At 33.7% G+C, this 15,566-nt stretch carries 15 protein-coding genes; all 15 read right to left on the reverse strand.

The window, feature by feature from the left end:
- Window positions 1-13 precede the first annotated feature (13 nt).
- A complete protein-coding gene (locus ACFWDE_RS01370) occupies window positions 14-1,444 on the reverse strand; it encodes a HAMP domain-containing sensor histidine kinase (protein ID WP_377889532.1) in 1,431 nt (476 codons plus the stop codon).
- Window positions 1,445-1,455: 11 nt separating this feature from the next.
- Window positions 1,456-2,127, reverse strand: coding sequence for a response regulator transcription factor (locus tag ACFWDE_RS01375; protein ID WP_002198808.1), 672 nt, complete (start codon window positions 2,125-2,127; stop codon window positions 1,456-1,458).
- Window positions 2,128-2,241: 114 nt separating this feature from the next.
- A complete protein-coding gene (locus ACFWDE_RS01380; RefSeq protein ID WP_377889534.1) occupies window positions 2,242-3,072 on the reverse strand; it encodes an SGNH/GDSL hydrolase family protein in 831 nt (276 codons plus the stop codon).
- Between the two features lie 98 nt (window positions 3,073-3,170).
- Entirely contained in the window at window positions 3,171-4,079 is a 909-nt protein-coding gene (gene tagU, locus ACFWDE_RS01385; RefSeq protein WP_483861739.1) for a polyisoprenyl-teichoic acid--peptidoglycan teichoic acid transferase TagU, read from the reverse strand.
- 173 nt (window positions 4,080-4,252) lie between these two features.
- Window positions 4,253-5,263: a UDP-glucose 4-epimerase GalE gene (gene galE / locus ACFWDE_RS01390; protein WP_377889536.1), complete on the reverse strand. Its 1,011-nt coding sequence runs from the start codon at window positions 5,261-5,263 to the stop codon at window positions 4,253-4,255.
- Between the two features lie 75 nt (window positions 5,264-5,338).
- Window positions 5,339-6,661 carry a UDP-glucose dehydrogenase family protein gene (locus ACFWDE_RS01395; protein WP_377889538.1) on the reverse strand — a complete coding sequence of 441 codons (1,323 nt, stop codon included), beginning with the start codon at window positions 6,659-6,661 and terminating at the stop codon, window positions 5,339-5,341.
- 63 nt (window positions 6,662-6,724) lie between these two features.
- Complete coding sequence (locus tag ACFWDE_RS01400) at window positions 6,725-7,513, reverse strand: glycosyltransferase family 2 protein (RefSeq protein ID WP_377889540.1); 789 nt, start codon at window positions 7,511-7,513, stop codon at window positions 6,725-6,727.
- A 209-nt stretch (window positions 7,514-7,722) separates the two neighbouring features.
- A complete protein-coding gene (locus tag ACFWDE_RS01405) occupies window positions 7,723-8,826 on the reverse strand; it encodes a glycosyltransferase (protein ID WP_377889542.1) in 1,104 nt (367 codons plus the stop codon).
- Window positions 8,826-10,031: an O-antigen ligase family protein gene (locus ACFWDE_RS01410; protein ID WP_377889544.1), complete on the reverse strand. Its 1,206-nt coding sequence runs from the start codon at window positions 10,029-10,031 to the stop codon at window positions 8,826-8,828. Before ACFWDE_RS01410 ends, ACFWDE_RS01405 begins: the two co-directional genes overlap by 1 nt.
- Before the next feature lie 48 nt (window positions 10,032-10,079).
- Window positions 10,080-11,330: a lipopolysaccharide biosynthesis protein gene (locus ACFWDE_RS01415; RefSeq protein WP_377889546.1), complete on the reverse strand. Its 1,251-nt coding sequence runs from the start codon at window positions 11,328-11,330 to the stop codon at window positions 10,080-10,082.
- A gap of 76 nt (window positions 11,331-11,406) precedes the next feature.
- Complete coding sequence (locus tag ACFWDE_RS01420) at window positions 11,407-12,066, reverse strand: sugar transferase (protein WP_377889548.1); 660 nt, start codon at window positions 12,064-12,066, stop codon at window positions 11,407-11,409.
- An 18-nt stretch (window positions 12,067-12,084) separates the two neighbouring features.
- Window positions 12,085-12,963 (reverse strand): UTP--glucose-1-phosphate uridylyltransferase BpsC, encoded by an 879-nt coding sequence (gene bpsC, locus ACFWDE_RS01425; RefSeq protein WP_377889551.1) that lies wholly within the window; start codon window positions 12,961-12,963, stop codon window positions 12,085-12,087.
- A 242-nt stretch (window positions 12,964-13,205) separates the two neighbouring features.
- Entirely contained in the window at window positions 13,206-13,973 is a 768-nt protein-coding gene (locus tag ACFWDE_RS01430; RefSeq protein WP_377889553.1) for a tyrosine-protein phosphatase, read from the reverse strand.
- Window positions 13,974-14,081: 108 nt separating this feature from the next.
- The gene (locus ACFWDE_RS01435) at window positions 14,082-14,786 is read right to left on the reverse strand and encodes a CpsD/CapB family tyrosine-protein kinase (protein WP_377889555.1); all 705 of its coding nucleotides are present in this window, start codon (window positions 14,784-14,786) and stop codon (window positions 14,082-14,084) included.
- Entirely contained in the window at window positions 14,776-15,519 is a 744-nt protein-coding gene (locus ACFWDE_RS01440; protein WP_377889557.1) for a YveK family protein, read from the reverse strand. Before ACFWDE_RS01440 ends, ACFWDE_RS01435 begins: the two co-directional genes overlap by 11 nt.
- Window positions 15,520-15,566: the final 47 nt, after the last annotated feature.

A 15,566-nucleotide genomic window follows, 5' to 3' on the forward strand; every position in this document is an offset into this window, starting at 1 on the left:
TTTCATAAATGTATCATTTAACCGCTTTCAAGTTTTTTATGTCTTCCATCCGTCTTGGAAGTAAAAATGTAATACATATTGTAGTTCCCATTTCTTCACTACTCTCAATTCGCATACTTCCGCCTTGCTTCTTCATAATCTCCTGACAAATGTATAAGCCATAGCCATTCCCGTAACTTGAAGGAAGCACCTTACCTTCCGGAGACTCATTCCATTCTGCAAGCACACATTCATCCATACCAATACCGTCATCATGAACAAAAACCTTTGCTTCCTTCTCATTTATAATTACATTCATACGAACTCGCGTAGCATCACTATATTTAATCGCATTATCAAGCACATTCAAGAAAATTTGCTTCGTCTTATCAAAATCCGCAACAACATGTACTTCCGTTAACTCATTCATCACTTCAATTTCAAACTGCTGCAACCTGAGTTTCACAATCGAAACCGCTTCTTCTACCAATTCTTTTATATTCACGACTGTAGGTGACACTTCAAACGTACTCGTCCCGTACTTCGAAGATTTAAGTAATTCCTCTACAAGTGATAATAGACGCTCACTTTCTACAGACACATAACGGAGACTCTCCTGCACATCTTCCTTCGACTGTAACTTCGGAATTAAATCTACATAACCGATAATTGCTGTTAGCGGTGTTTTCAGCTCATGCGTAATGCGGTCCAAGAAATCTTTCTGTTTCTCTTTCTCTTCCTTGAGCTGCTTAATATGCAGCTCAATCCCATCAGCCATCGCATTAAAGGACGCTGAAAGCTGCGCAATTTCCACATACTCATTCAGCTCAATCTTACTTTCATAATCTCCATTCGCAAGCCGATGCGCCATTTGCCTTAACTGATCAATTGGTTTATGGAGAGACTTCGCCAAACGAATCGCAAAGAAAATACCAGCAGCTACTAAACAAAGAGACGTCATTAAAAATGTCCAACTCACATTTGTTAAAACTTCCTTCTCATCCGTTAACTCATTTATAAAACGAATACTACCAATGACATCGTTTCCATAATAAACCGGACTTGAAAACAAAAGAATTGGAGCTGGGTCTCCCTCCTCGAAAACATAAGATTTCTTTCCCTTCAGAGAACTCTCAATGTCAATATTCCGATGAAGTAACGCTCCCTTTTGTGTATCTGCAACAACATCTCCATTCTTCCCAATCATCTGCACCCGGACATCCATTCGCTTCGCTAAATACGAAGCAATTAAAAGCGAATTAGGACCTAGCGTCTCCACTTCTGCTTCCTTCTCTAAATAATTCATCGTATAAATTTGCGCTTCCACACTTAACTTTTCTAAGGAATCTGCCGCATTATGATACACATTCTTCTCCAGTGCAATATAAACAACCGCATACAAAAGAACAAGAATTGGAATCAACAACCCAACTATTCCAAACACCATATTTCGTTTTAAAGACATATCATCACCACTTAACAATCTATCTTATAGCCAACGCCATAAATTGTCTTAATATACTCCCCGTTCGAACCAAGTTTCTTTCGAAGCCTCTGCACCATAATATCAACTGCTCTCGTATTCCCTATATACTCAAAACCCCACACTTTCTCGAGTAACTCATCCCTCATGAATACACGCTGCGGATTCGAAACAAACAACTGACATAAATTAAACTCTCGGTACGTTAACTGAATCTCCTGTCCACTCACATGAACCTTTCGTTCCTTAGGACAAATCACTAACTCACCTGCGCGAATTACTTCATGACTTACAGTTGCCTCCTCCTTCTTCACACGCCGGCTCATATTCTTCACCCGAAGAATAAGCTCCGCATAATTAAAAGGCTTCGTCACATAATCATCAGCTCCAAGCTGAAGACCAAGTAACTTATCATTCATCTGACTCTTCGCTGTCAACATAAGCACCGGAATATCACGATCCTTCTCCCGGAATAAACGTAATAACTCATACCCATCCGTATCAGGAAGCATCACATCTAAAATAAGTACATCCGGCTGCTCATTCCATCTCTCTAAAGCTTCTCTCCCATCAGCCGCCGTCAATACTTCATACCCTTCCATCTCTAACTGCATCCGTATCAAATTACGAATACTCGATTCATCATCTACTACAAGTATTTTCATCATTCTCCTCCTTTCACCTTGTTATTATAGTACAGTTTAGTATAGCAAAAATCATACAAAAAAAGAGAGGGTATTGTCGAACATATGTTGAACGACAGTACCCTCTCTCATTTATTATTTAGCTACAAAATAATCCGTTACATATTGTGCCCAAACTTCATGTCCCTTAGCACTTGGGAAACCGAACTCTGTTTGTAAGTACGGTAAAATTGCTTTCGTTGTTGCATCAGGCCATGCTCCCCAATGATCAATATATGTATAATTATTTTGCGTCGCAAATTGTTTTAATGCTTCAATCGCTTTTGGATAATTCTTCGCACCATACACTGGATTTGATGGTTGAATCATAATCGTAGCACCCTTTGCACTAGTAGAAAGTGCTTGCACAAACTTCTGTGTACTCGCTACAGAATTTCCATTACCAGTTTTTCCGTTATCAGTAATAAATGGTGGTTCAAATAAAATTACATCCGGATTGTCTTTCGCAATCTCTTTATCACGTTTATTCGTGATTAATTCCTCTGTACTTTCACCCTTATATTCCTTTACCGTCACATTCCATAAACCTTTACCGTAAGAAGCCTCTAAATTAGCAGTGAACTTAGCTACCCAAGCATCTTTTTCAGATGAAGAAGCTTCATCACCAACAATAACAAGATTTACTGCCTTTTTATCCTGAGTAGCTTTCTTTAACTTCTCTTTCACTGCATCTGGCAAGTTCTTCGCGTATGCTTCATTAAAAGATGCCTTTTCATCTTGCTTTTTCTCTTCTTTTTTCTCTTCTTTCTTCGCTCCGCTATCTTTCACTTCAGCCTTCGTTTTCGTTACTTCACTTATTTGCCCTGTCGCATTCGCAATCTTCTTATTCCAATATAGTTTACCGCTCACAACTGAAGCGACAAACAATACAAAAATAACAAGGACAAGTACTGCTTTCTTATTCATCGATTCACCTCATCTATTAATCTCACAATATATAATACTAATATAAACCTACGCAAAAATAAACCCAACTCCTTCCAAAGGAGTTGGGTTATTATATATTACTTAGTTACTTCAAGATGCGCTCTTAACTTATTCGTTAAATCTTGTTTTGCTGCATCCGGAACATAGTAGTACCAAATACCGTCAGCGGCTTTGTGACCGTCACCCGGGATTTGAATTTCCTCACTGTTCTGCAGACAATTTTTATAATTCTTTTGCATATCAAACATTTGATCTTGCGTTAAGTTGGTTTTCACATTCTTTTGAATTGCTGTAAGTACATCACCATAACTTGATAAAGAAGAGAAGCTTGCGCCTTTCTTAATAACAGCCTGCATTACTTGGCGTTGGCGCATTTGACGACCGAAGTCGCCTCGTGGGTCTTCTTTACGCATGCGTGTGAATGCTAGAGCTTGGTCACCCGTTAAATGAATATTACCTTTTTGGAAGTGCTTCCCTTCAAGAGAGAACTCTAAATCATTATTAACATCGACACCGCCAACTGCATCTACGATATCTTTAAATCCTTCCATATTCACTTCAATATAGTAATTAATAGGAACATTTAAGAATTTTTCTACAGTCGCTACAGACATGTCTACGCCACCAAAAGCATACGCGTGGTTGATTTTATCACTTTTCCCTTTTCCAACGATTTCTGTATATGTATCACGAGGGATACTTACTGTTTTCATTGAATTATTTTTAGGATTTAATGTGATGACCATTAAAGAATCTGAACGTCCTTTATCTTCACCACGCTCATCGGCTCCTAGTAATAGGATTGAAACAGGCTCAGATTTATTAATTTTTTCTTCTTGTTTATTTCCTTGATCACGTTTTAGCGGTTTATGAACTTCATCTAATGTTTTTGAGACCTTTGAATATACATTATAGGCATATACTCCACCACCTATAATCATTACTCCTATAATCCCTAGTATCCATAATAGGATTTTCTTTTTCATATTCTTAACCTTCTTTCTTTAGGCACTACTATCAAATTATTATGAGGACAAAATATCAAATCTATTATACATGTAATTAGATTTCCAAGACAAATTATAATTAATAATTTGATAAAACTTCCTTTAGTATCCTTCAAAAAAGAATACTAAACACAAATTTTCTAGTTAATGATTTACTGATATCCATTCTTATTTTCAGATTGCCATCTCCAAGAGTCTGCACACATCTCTTCTAATCCGAGTTTTGCTTCCCATCCTAATTCACGCTTCGCTTTTGATGCATCTGCAAAACATACTGCAACATCACCAGGGCGACGCTCTGTAATTTTATAAGGAACTTCCTTGCCCGAAACCTTTTCAAATGCTTCAACCATTTCCAACACACTATAGCCAGTACCTGTACCGAGATTGTATGCATCTATCCCAGTAGTGCCAATTACCTTTTCAAGCGCCTTTACATGGCCATTCGCTAAGTCTACAACATGAATATAATCACGGACACCCGTGCCATCTTTTGTTGGATAGTCAATTCCAAATACACTTAATTCTTTTAACTTACCTACTGCTACTTGTGTTACATATGGCATTAAGTTATTTGGAATTCCATTTGGATCTTCTCCAATACGCCCACTTTTATGCGCACCAAATGGGTTGAAATAACGAAGTAATGCGATACTCCATTCTGCATCCGCAAATGCTACATCACGCATAATTTGTTCAATCATTAATTTCGTTTGACCATATGGATTTGTTGCACTTAATGGAAACTCCTCCGTAATTGGTGATGTTTCTGGGATACCATACACTGTTGCAGATGAACTGAAGATCATCTTCTTCACATTATGCTTCTGCATCACTTCACATAGCACTAATGTGCTTGTAATGTTGTTATGATAATACGTTAACGGAATTGCTACTGATTCCCCTACAGCCTTAAAGCCTGCAAAATGAATAACAGCTTCAATTGTATTTTTTTCAAAAATCGTATCAAGTGCTTCGCGATTTAAAACATCTTCTTTATAAAGCTTAAACTGTTTTCCTGTTATATCTTTTACTCGATTTATAGACTCTACTGAGCTATTCGAAAAATTATCTACTACTATAATTTCGTAACCGTTTTTTAGTAATTCTACGCATGTATGACTACCAATATATCCTGCTCCACCTGTTACAAGTATTGCCATGATTATAATCCCCCTATTTTTAAATTAATATAACGTTGTTATAAGCGTAGAATTTTTTATACGTTAAATAATAGATTATATAAGGACATTCTCACGAACTACTGCCGGTCTTCCTACTGAATAGTAGTCTACATCAAATTTCTGAATATATTCCAAACCATGACAATTACGTCCATCAAATATAATAGGTTCTTTCATTAACTCAATATATTTTTCAATTGGGAATATTTTTATATCATCCCATTCAGTTACAATAAGCGTCACATCTGCATTTGTAACAGCCTCTTCCACAGAAGATACATACTCTACCTCATTAGGTAATATTTTTTTTGCATTTTCAGTTGCAATTGGATCATATGCTATAACATGTGCACCTAATTTCACCAAATCATTTGCAATAACAATAGATGCAGCTTCCCTCATGTCATCTGTATTTGGTTTAAATGCTAATCCAAGCATGGCAATACGTTTTCCATTTATATTACCTAGTACTCCTTTTACTTTTTCTACAAGAGAAGCCTGTTGATTATTGTTAACTGTAATAACAGATTTTAATAATTCAAATTCATGTTCTACATTACCAGCAATTTGTATCAAAGCATGAGTATCTTTTGGGAAACACGATCCTCCATAACCAATTCCTGCTTTCAGAAATTGTGTACCAATTCTCTTATCTAGCCCCATACCATTAGCAACTTGTTCAACATCAGCATCTAATTTTTCACAAATATTAGCAATTTCATTAATAAAACTGATCTTAGTAGCTAAAAATGCATTTGCTGCGTATTTAATCATTTCAGAACTTCTGATTGCTGTTTTAAAAACTGGTACATTAAAGGGTTTATTTACCTCTTCCATAATATCTGCAGTTTTTGCATCATCAGTTCCAATAACTATGCGGTCTCCATAAAAACTATCGTGAATAGCTGATCCTTCTCGTAAAAACTCTGGATTGGATACCATGTTAATTTTTACATCTGCTTTTAAATTTTGTTGAATTAGATTTTTAACATGGTCATTTGTTCCGACTGGAACTGTACTTTTTACTACTACAATTGCATCCTTTGTAAGATTATGGGCAATATCTAATGCAACTTGCTCTATGTATTGTAGGTTAGCTGAACCATCCTGTTGTTGTGGTGTACCTACCGCAATATAAATAACATCAACTTCAGCAATTCCTGAACAGCAATCAGTTGTAAATAAAAGTCTTTTTTCTTTAATATTTTTACTCATCAATTCATCTAAACCAGGTTCATATATCGGTGAAATACCTGCTTTCATTTTCGCGACTTTATTTTCATCGATATCAATGCATGTTACACGATGCCCAATATCTGATAAACACACTCCTGTTACTAGTCCTACATAACCTGTACCAAAAATAGCAATATTCATTTTATATCCTCCTTAGTTATTAACAATAAAAAAAGCCTTTTTGAGAAAAAGACTTTTTAAAACTTATTTAACAAAGTGCTTTACAACTCCGTTTAACGCATAATTTCCAAAACACCAAGCAGATTTCAAAATACTCAATCCTTCAATTTCTCTATATAACTTCCAATTCATTTTAGCCATTTTGAATTTTTTACTAGAAATAGAGTTTTCAACTTTTCTATACTTAGATAAAACTTCATCTAAACCATAGGCAACATGGCCTTGTCTTAATATTTTCAGCCATGTTGCAGTATCCTGACGTGTTCTAATGTTAGGCATTTGTACTTTCCCTAACTTCTCAATATCCAACATAACCGTTAAACAGCCAATTATTGTGTTTTTTAATAATCCATTATAATTAATTTTCTCTGGCACATGCACAACCTTATCAGTGAGAGTACCATCTTGATTCATAATTTGATAACTTGTAAATGAAAAAGCTATATCATTATTCTGCATAAAAGCCACTTGCTTTTCTAATTTTTCTGGTAGCCATAAATCATCACTATCTAGGAAAGCTACATACTTTCCTTTTGCATTATTAATGCCAGTGTTTCTCGCTATTGCCGCTCCACTATTTTCTTTCAATTCAATTAATCGAATACGGTTATCTTTTTTAATTTCTTCTTTTATTAATTCACGAGTATTATCTTTTGAAACATCATCTACAATAATCATTTCCCAATTTTTGTAAGTTTGAGATTGAACTGATTGAATCGTTTCTTTAATAAACGAACTTGCGTTATAAGATGGGGTAACAATTGAAATAAACGGTTTAATGTCTGATACATTAGAATTTGAATTAATATCCATCTCTTCACAATACTCCTTTAAAAATCATAATAAGAGCTACTAATGCTTAAACATTAGTAGCTTAGGTAAAACTACATCTAAATAAAAACTATTTTGAAGATAGTTTTTAGACAGCATACATTTCTCATATTTAAATAAAAGGTCAACTTGAATACAACTTAAAAATTTCATTACTGTACGCTATAAATCGAAATGCTTTCACATCTCACTTACTTCTCTATATTATTATAAACCTCAAGCATAATTCTTACACTTTCTTTCCAACTGTACTTGGAATTTACAAGGTCCCTACCTTTTTCTCCAAACTTTTTTCTTAATTCTGAGTTTAATGCTAGTTCAAATAATCTCTCAGATAGCTCTTTTGAATTTCCTGCATCGACTAGATACCCTGTTTCCCCATGTAATACGACTTCTGGTAATCCTCCTACATTTGAAGCAACAACTGGAATCGCACAAGCTGAAGCTTCTAAAGCTGCAACCCCAAAGCTTTCTGATAAACTAGGGATACAAAAGATATCTAATTTATTCAAATAATTAGGGATTTCTACATTTGGAATATTCCCTATAAACTCTACTTGATTTTCTAACTCAAGTTCCTTGACTAATGAATTTAATTCATTTCTCTGGCTTCCTTCACCAATAATAATTAATTTTAAATTATCGGCCATATTATTATATCCCTGGATCTTTAATTTCTTTTTTAGTTCACTTACTGCCTGTATTAAATAATCAATCCCGTATACCTTCTCTAGCTTTTTTGCAATTCCTATACGAAGCTGATTATTTTCATTACTAGTACTATTCTTATTATCATTCACCCTAAATAATTGGGTATCAATACCAAATGGTGTGATGTATATTTCTTTATTATAATCTAAGTATTTTTCCGTCTCTTTTTTCATATCATGACTTGTTGAAGTAATATATTTTGCATGGCTCAAATTTTTCTTTAATATTCGTCTATTTACTTCCCCTTTATTAGGAAATAAATACACATCACTTCCCCAAACAGAAAGTATTGTCGGTTCAAATTTAGCTAATCGAGCTAAAGTTCCATAACCGCTTGCATAATGTACATGTAAGAAATCTGGACTATATTTTCTTAATACAGATTTTAAAGCCCATGCATTTAAATAATAACCATATCCCTTTTTAAAAGGTAGCACTTCTATCTTGACATTAGAATCTATCTTATCCATATCAGGTTCATGCATAGTAACTAGAGTAACATCAAATTGATTTTCAACTAATGCATTTACCCATCGAACAGTATGAATATTTGATGCAGGGGCTAAATAGCATATTTTTTTCATTACTTTACTCCTTCGAGGTATTTTTTTCGAATTAAACCTCCACTAAATCCTAAGGAAATAATTATCCATTGCATTATACCAATAGCTAAATTATTTTGAATTAACGTCACTTCAAATAATTGATGTATTATTATAGCAATTAAAGCTGCTCCTGAAATTCTAGCATTAGCATAATGGCCATAACGACATAGGTACAACCAAAGACAATAAAATAAGATTAACAAAAGTCCTACTCCTAATATTCCTGACTGTAATATAATTTCTAGATACATATTATGTGCTGACATACCACCATTAAATCTCATATCAAAGCTATATCCTAATAATGGATTTTCCATTGCTGAATTCAATAGATCTTTCCAAAGAAGCTGTCGCCCAGAGAATAATGATTTCCCCGTTAACTCTAATAACTTACTATTCCATTCTAATGCGAAGCTATATTCTGGTAACCTAGGGTACCAGAAGCTAAATAACATACAAAAGGCTAAAATAACACATATATATATGTGTGTTAAAATTTTTCTTTTGCAAAGGAAATCCCATATATAGTAAGTTACAAAAAAGACCGCAAGACTAATCCAAATGGATCTAGCTTGGCTATAAAAAATTAATAATATTGAAAGAAAAGATACACAAAGAAAATATAAATTACCTATTCGCTTCGTTTTAAAATAATTGACTCTAAATACAAAAAATATATACAAATAGAATACTGTCGCCCCCAAAGTGTTAGGGTTTGTATATAATATATTGCTCATTCTTCCATTAGTAGCAACATCTAATATATAACAAATAATCACATACGATATTCCTAATATTGACATATATTTTATTATATTTTCAGCTAAATTATAAATCGTTAGAGAAATAAAAAGTATGTTAATTAACAACAGTTCACTAAATATATACACACCTTTACTACTCGGATGATCTAACAAGCTAAAGAATGAAGAGGTAGTAAAAGCAATAAACACAACATATATATATATTTTTCTCGGTCCTACTCTAAAATTAATTGATAGTAAAGATAATAAAAAAAACGCTCCCATACCAAAAATAGACAATAAACCAAGGAAGCCTAGTTTATTTAAAGCCGGTATACCACTATTATTTAAAATAGAACAAATAACAAACATACCCAGTAATACTGATAGTATTTTATTTGATACTTTCTCTACTTCGGTAGAAGAAATAATATTTTCCAATCACTTTTACCTCCAGCATAGGATACGACTTAGTATCCTTATAAAAATTTACTCACTTATTATTTTCTTCTCATATTCAGAAACAATTTTATATATCCAAATTATAAACACAATACAGCTTAATGAACCAATAAGTGATAACCATGGTAATAATGTATATATATCTTTACTGAAAAAAGGAATGGCTATTACAGTTGATATCGTCATGACCGTTTGAATAAATGAATAAACTAAAGCGTTCCTCTGCTTATTTAAGACAACAAATGTCTGTACAATAGGTGAACTCATAAAATTAAAAAATAACCACGGTGATAGTATTTGAACATAGCTTCCAGCTTCTTTCCAACTTTGCCCAAAAACAAAACTAAAGATTATATCTCCCTCAAGTCCCAAAATAAGAAATAAAGGAAGCGCAACTAATAACAATCTAAATATAATTTTATTCATTAAGGGTTTAATAGCTTGTTTATCATTATAATATTGAGAAGCTCTATTCAAATAGACTTGTCCAACAGCAGATCCAATAACTGCAAGTGGTGCCCTCAATACCTTCCATGCAAATGAATATAATCCTAAAACGGCACTTCCATAAAAAATACTGATTAAAAATAATAAACCATTATTCATGATTACATCCATAAAAGCATGAATAGAATTGTATAATGGCATATCTTTATATTTTTTTGCAACTTTTATTATATTTCTGGAACCTTTTAACTGAAAATTGATTTCAAAAAAGCTATTACTTCTTCGACTCTTTAGGTATATATAAGATGCTATGACTGACAATATATGTGCAATAACTAATCCGGGACCACCTATTTTATAAAAAGCTATTGATAAAACAGAAAATAGTACCGTCTGTATTATACGTGAATTACCCATTCCTTTATAATCATTACTTCTGTTGCTTAAGTAATAATACGTTTGATATAAACCCGTAAATAAAACAAATATAAACACACCTAAAAATAACGTATTTCCTTCATTAGAAATACTATTATAAATTAGGGTAGCGAATAATATTATAATAGATATTATTAAACTGGAGAATATGCATAGTTTTTTTAAGCTATCAGCTTCTTTTTCATCTTTAGGTAGTAAAATAGCCATTTCATATCTCATTGTAGCAAAAAGACCTAACGATGTTCCTATTGTCAGAAATAAAGTATATAATCCAAATTCGCTTGGGCTATACACCCTTGTAATAATTGGTGAAAATAAAAATGTAATAGCATGAGCAATTGTAGTACCTGTTAATAACTTCATAGCATTTTTAACAAAATCATTTTTCAACAAATTCTATTCCTCAAATCTTTACTCTTTTTATTTATTATACTCAATCTAAATTTAAGCACTTAGAGAATTTATTATATCATCTAGCGCCATCACCAGTGATTACAACCCTAACTGTTTTAATAATAATTTTAAAATCTAAAATTATACTTGCATGATTGATATAATAAACATCTAAGTTTAATTTTTCTTTCGGCGTAATTTCATAACCACCATTTACTTGTGCCCACCCAGTCAACCCTGGTTTGACTTCTAATCTTTTCTTAAATCCAGGTATATCTCTTTCAAATTTCTCCGTAAATATCGGTCTTTCTGGTCTTGGTCCTACAAGAGACATATCACCTTTTAAAATATTAAATAATTGCGGTAGTTCATCAATTCTTGTTTTACGAATAAATAATCCTATTTTTGTAACACGTGAATCATTCTTTTCTGCCCATTTTGCCCCATTCTTTTCTGCATCATTCCGCATGGAGCGTAATTTAATAACTTTAAATCTCTTCCCATTCAATCCTAATCTTTCTTGCAGGTAAAAAGGAGACCCTGGAGATTCTAAAACAATAAGTATACTAAATATGAATACAACAGGCATCAATACAATTAATCCTACTAAAGAAAACATAACATCTAATAAATACTTAATTCCTAAATAGATTTTAGATTGATTACTTTCTACTTGAATAGTTTGAGTATCAGATGTAATTCGATACTCCCTCGCTATATTTTCACCAGTCTTCATATTCCCTCTCCCTTACAATTATTTGATTACTTCTTTATGTACTAGTTCATCCATATATTCCATGAGTTGTTCTTTTAATTCTTTATGTTGCAGTGCCATTTCAATTGTCGTCTTAATAAACCCAAACTTCTCCCCAACATCATAACGAACACCTTCAAAATCATATGCGAATACACGTTGAATTTCATTTAATCGTTGAATCGCATCTGTCAATTGAATCTCTCCACCCGCACCTGTTTGTTGATTCTCAAGAAACATAAAGATTTCTGGTGTCAATACGTAACGACCCATAATTGCTAAATTAGATGGTGCCGTTCCTTGAGCTGGTTTCTCTACAAATTGACGCACTTGATAACGACGGTCATTTTGTTCAGCTGGATCAATAATACCGTAACGATGCGTCTCATTTTCTGGCACTGTTTGTACACCAATAACAGACGATTGTGTCCCTTCATATTGATCCATTAATTGGCGTAAACAAGGTGTTTCAGCTTGTACAATATCATCACCAAGTAATACTGCAAATGGCTCATTTCCAATAAATTTACGTGCGCACCATACGGCATGTCCTAAACCTTTTGGCTCTTTTTGTCTTATGTAATGAATATTAATTCTTGAAGAAGCTTGTACTTTTTCAAGAACTTCATGCTTTCCTTTTTCAAGTAGGCTTTGTTCTAGCTCGAAAGAGTGATCAAAATGATCTTCAATTGCACGTTTTCCTTTTCCAGTAACAATAATAATATCTTCAATTCCTGATTCTATCGCTTCTTCTACTATGTATTGAATTGTTGGTTTATCGACGATAGGTAACATTTCTTTCGGCATTGCTTTCGTTGCCGGTAAAAATCTTGTTCCCAGTCCCGCAGCTGGGATAATCGCTTTTCTTACTTTTTTCAATCCTAGTCCCCCATATCTTTTTATTTATATGTAACAATAACAAAAACCCTACCTATAGAGTCATAGTTATAACTCCATAGGTAGAGTTTCTATCATAAATAAATTATGGGCATCTAACCCAACCTCACATCATACTCCCGACGACAAGCGTCTAAGGTAGGCAAGAAATGAAAATTTCTACCCACAGCACGACCGAGTGCCCCCATTGATAACGGTTAGGAGACATCACCAAAGCTCTTCAATTAAAAAATACCGAACAATTTTTTACGACGAATTTGTTCTGGATCTTCTTTATAAATTGCTTTCCCGCTAATTAATAAATACGGATTTTCTTTTAAATCGCTTAAAACATTCATTCCGAATTCTTTGCCGATTAATTCGTAGCTTTCTGCTAAATGAAATCCTCTTGACGTTGTGTTATGTGCATCTGATGCGATCATATGCGTTAAATTATGTTCAACGAGTTGTAGTGAGAATTTTTTTATCTTTTTGCCGAACTTTCCTAGTAAACTTCCTGCCGTTACTTGTGTTAATGCACCTTTACTTACAAGATTATATAACTTATCTGGCCGCTCGATTAACTCGGCATTACGTTCTGGATGAACGATAATTGGGATCATTCCTTTAACACGTAATTCATATAATAGTTGCTCTGCATAGCGAGGTACGTGATTAGATGGAAACTCAATTAATATGTATTTATTCGTTTCGTTTAAGGTAACGATTTTACTAGCTTCATAGTCTTCTAATAAATCACCATATAACCTGACCTCTTGCCCTGGTAAAATTTTCAGTGGAATTTCATTTTGTTGTAGTTCATCATTTAGTTGTTTTACTTGATGAATAATTGAAGTACGTTCATTTTTATATTTCCCGTTTTGATGGTGTGGTGTTGCGACGATTGTATGTATTCCTTCTTGGACAGCCTTTTGTGCCATGGCCAGACTATCTGTTACTGTTTGTGCACCATCATCGATGCCAGGTAAAATGTGACAATGTAAATCAATCATTTGTTTTATCCTCCCTCTTTCTTAGTAATCTTCTTTCCCTTGAATATGAGACATCTCATATTCAAGGGAAAAAAGGAGATATGTTTCAACCATATCTCACTCTTTTCATTAGTTTGCGCCGTAATAATAATATAAGCCTTCTTCACGTTCACGATCGTTCAGAACAACGCCTAACAATTTACCTTTAGCTGATTCTAACAATCCTTTTGCTTTTACTGCTGTTTCTTTCTCTGTCGATTCACTACGGACGACAAGAATAGAAGCATCACATATATTTGCCATAATTTGTGCGTCGGTAACAGCCAAAATAGGTGGCATATCAAAAATAACTAAGTCGTACATGCTGTATGCTTGTCCAAGAAGTTCTTTCATTGATTTTGAACCTAATAATTCTGCTGGATTCGGCGGGATTGGGCCGCACGCTAAAAAGTGTAAATTATCTACATTTGTCGTTTGTATACACTTCTCTAAACGTTGACTATGCGTTAATACATTCGTTAATCCGACAATATTGTCTACTTGGAACATTTGATGCATCGCTGGTTTACGCATATCTGCATCAATTAATAATACTTTCTTTCCTTGTTGAGCAAAAACAACTGCCATATTCGCTGTTGTCGTCGTTTTCCCTTCACTCGGGTTAGCAGACGTTACCATTAGCGAATGTAAGTTTGTATCAACAGACGCAAATTCAATATTCGTTCGAATATTACGATATTGTTCTGAAATTGGTGATTTCGGTTGTTGATGAGCAATTAGTTGACGACGTTGACGATGATTTTTTTTCTTTTTAAATAAACTATTAAGAACCAATTGTCTGTCCCCTCACTTTTCTTGATGATGGAGCATGTGATTTCACGTTCATTGTTTCTTCATCCATACGAGCAACGATACCTAACACTGGTAAGCCAAGTAAGTTTTCTACATCTTCTTCTTTTTTCACTGTGTTATCTAAGTATTCTAGTAAGAATGCAAGACCAACTGAAGCCATTAAGCCCACAACGAAAGCGATTACTACGTTTAACATCGGACGTGGTTTAATTGGAGATTGATTTTCCGCAACTTCCGCTTTTGATAGTACAGTTACGTTATCAACATTCATAATTTTTGCAACTTCACCTTTAAATACATCCGCTGTTGCATTTGCAATATCACGAGCTACTTTTGGATTTTTATCCTCAGCTGTTACAGAAATGACCTGTGAGTCTTTTTCGTTTGCAACATTAATCTTCTCTGTTAAAGTTTGTGCAGTCATATTTAAATTTAATTTTTCATTCACCTGGTCTAAGACTACTGGACTTTTAATAATGACCTTATATGTATTCGTTAATTGAATATTTGTTTGAATTTCACCAGCTTGAATCATTGCCCCTTCTTGTTTCTTCTGGTTCACAAGAATTTGCGTCGAAGATTGATAGATTGGTGTCATAAAGAAGAAGCTAATGATAGCACTTACTATAGCTGCACCAAAGGCGATTACGAGGATCATTGCTAGACGTTTTTTTAAGATATGAAATAACTCTTTTAAACTAATTGTTTCTTCCATAAGTTCCTCCAACTTTCTAAAATTTGCACATAAGAAAAATTATAACA

Source organism: Bacillus sp. NPDC060175 (assembly GCF_042728695.1).
Classification (GTDB): domain Bacteria; phylum Bacillota; class Bacilli; order Bacillales; family Bacillaceae_G; genus Bacillus_A.

Bases quoted from the DNA above. Each gene is read 5' to 3' on its own strand.
- ACFWDE_RS01370 (WP_377889532.1), bottom strand. From the start codon at position 1,444: ATGTCTTTAAAACGAAATATGGTGTTTGGAATAGTTGGGTTGTTGATT.
- ACFWDE_RS01400 (WP_377889540.1), bottom strand. From the start codon at position 7,513: ATGGATATTAATTCAAATTCTAATGTATCAGACATTAAACCGTTTATT.
- ACFWDE_RS01405 (WP_377889542.1), bottom strand. From the start codon at position 8,826: ATGAAAAAAATATGCTATTTAGCCCCTGCATCAAATATTCATACTGTT.
- ACFWDE_RS01440 (WP_377889557.1), bottom strand. From the start codon at position 15,519: ATGGAAGAAACAATTAGTTTAAAAGAGTTATTTCATATCTTAAAAAAA.
- ACFWDE_RS01395 (WP_377889538.1), bottom strand. From the start codon at position 6,661: ATGAATATTGCTATTTTTGGTACAGGTTATGTAGGACTAGTAACAGGA.
- tagU (WP_483861739.1), bottom strand. From the start codon at position 4,079: ATGAAAAAGAAAATCCTATTATGGATACTAGGGATTATAGGAGTAATG.
- ACFWDE_RS01430 (WP_377889553.1), bottom strand. From the start codon at position 13,973: ATGATTGATTTACATTGTCACATTTTACCTGGCATCGATGATGGTGCA.
- galE (WP_377889536.1), bottom strand. From the start codon at position 5,263: ATGGCAATACTTGTAACAGGTGGAGCAGGATATATTGGTAGTCATACA.
- ACFWDE_RS01380 (WP_377889534.1), bottom strand. From the start codon at position 3,072: ATGAATAAGAAAGCAGTACTTGTCCTTGTTATTTTTGTATTGTTTGTC.
- ACFWDE_RS01420 (WP_377889548.1), bottom strand. From the start codon at position 12,066: ATGAAGACTGGTGAAAATATAGCGAGGGAGTATCGAATTACATCTGAT.
- ACFWDE_RS01375 (WP_002198808.1), bottom strand. From the start codon at position 2,127: ATGAAAATACTTGTAGTAGATGATGAATCGAGTATTCGTAATTTGATA.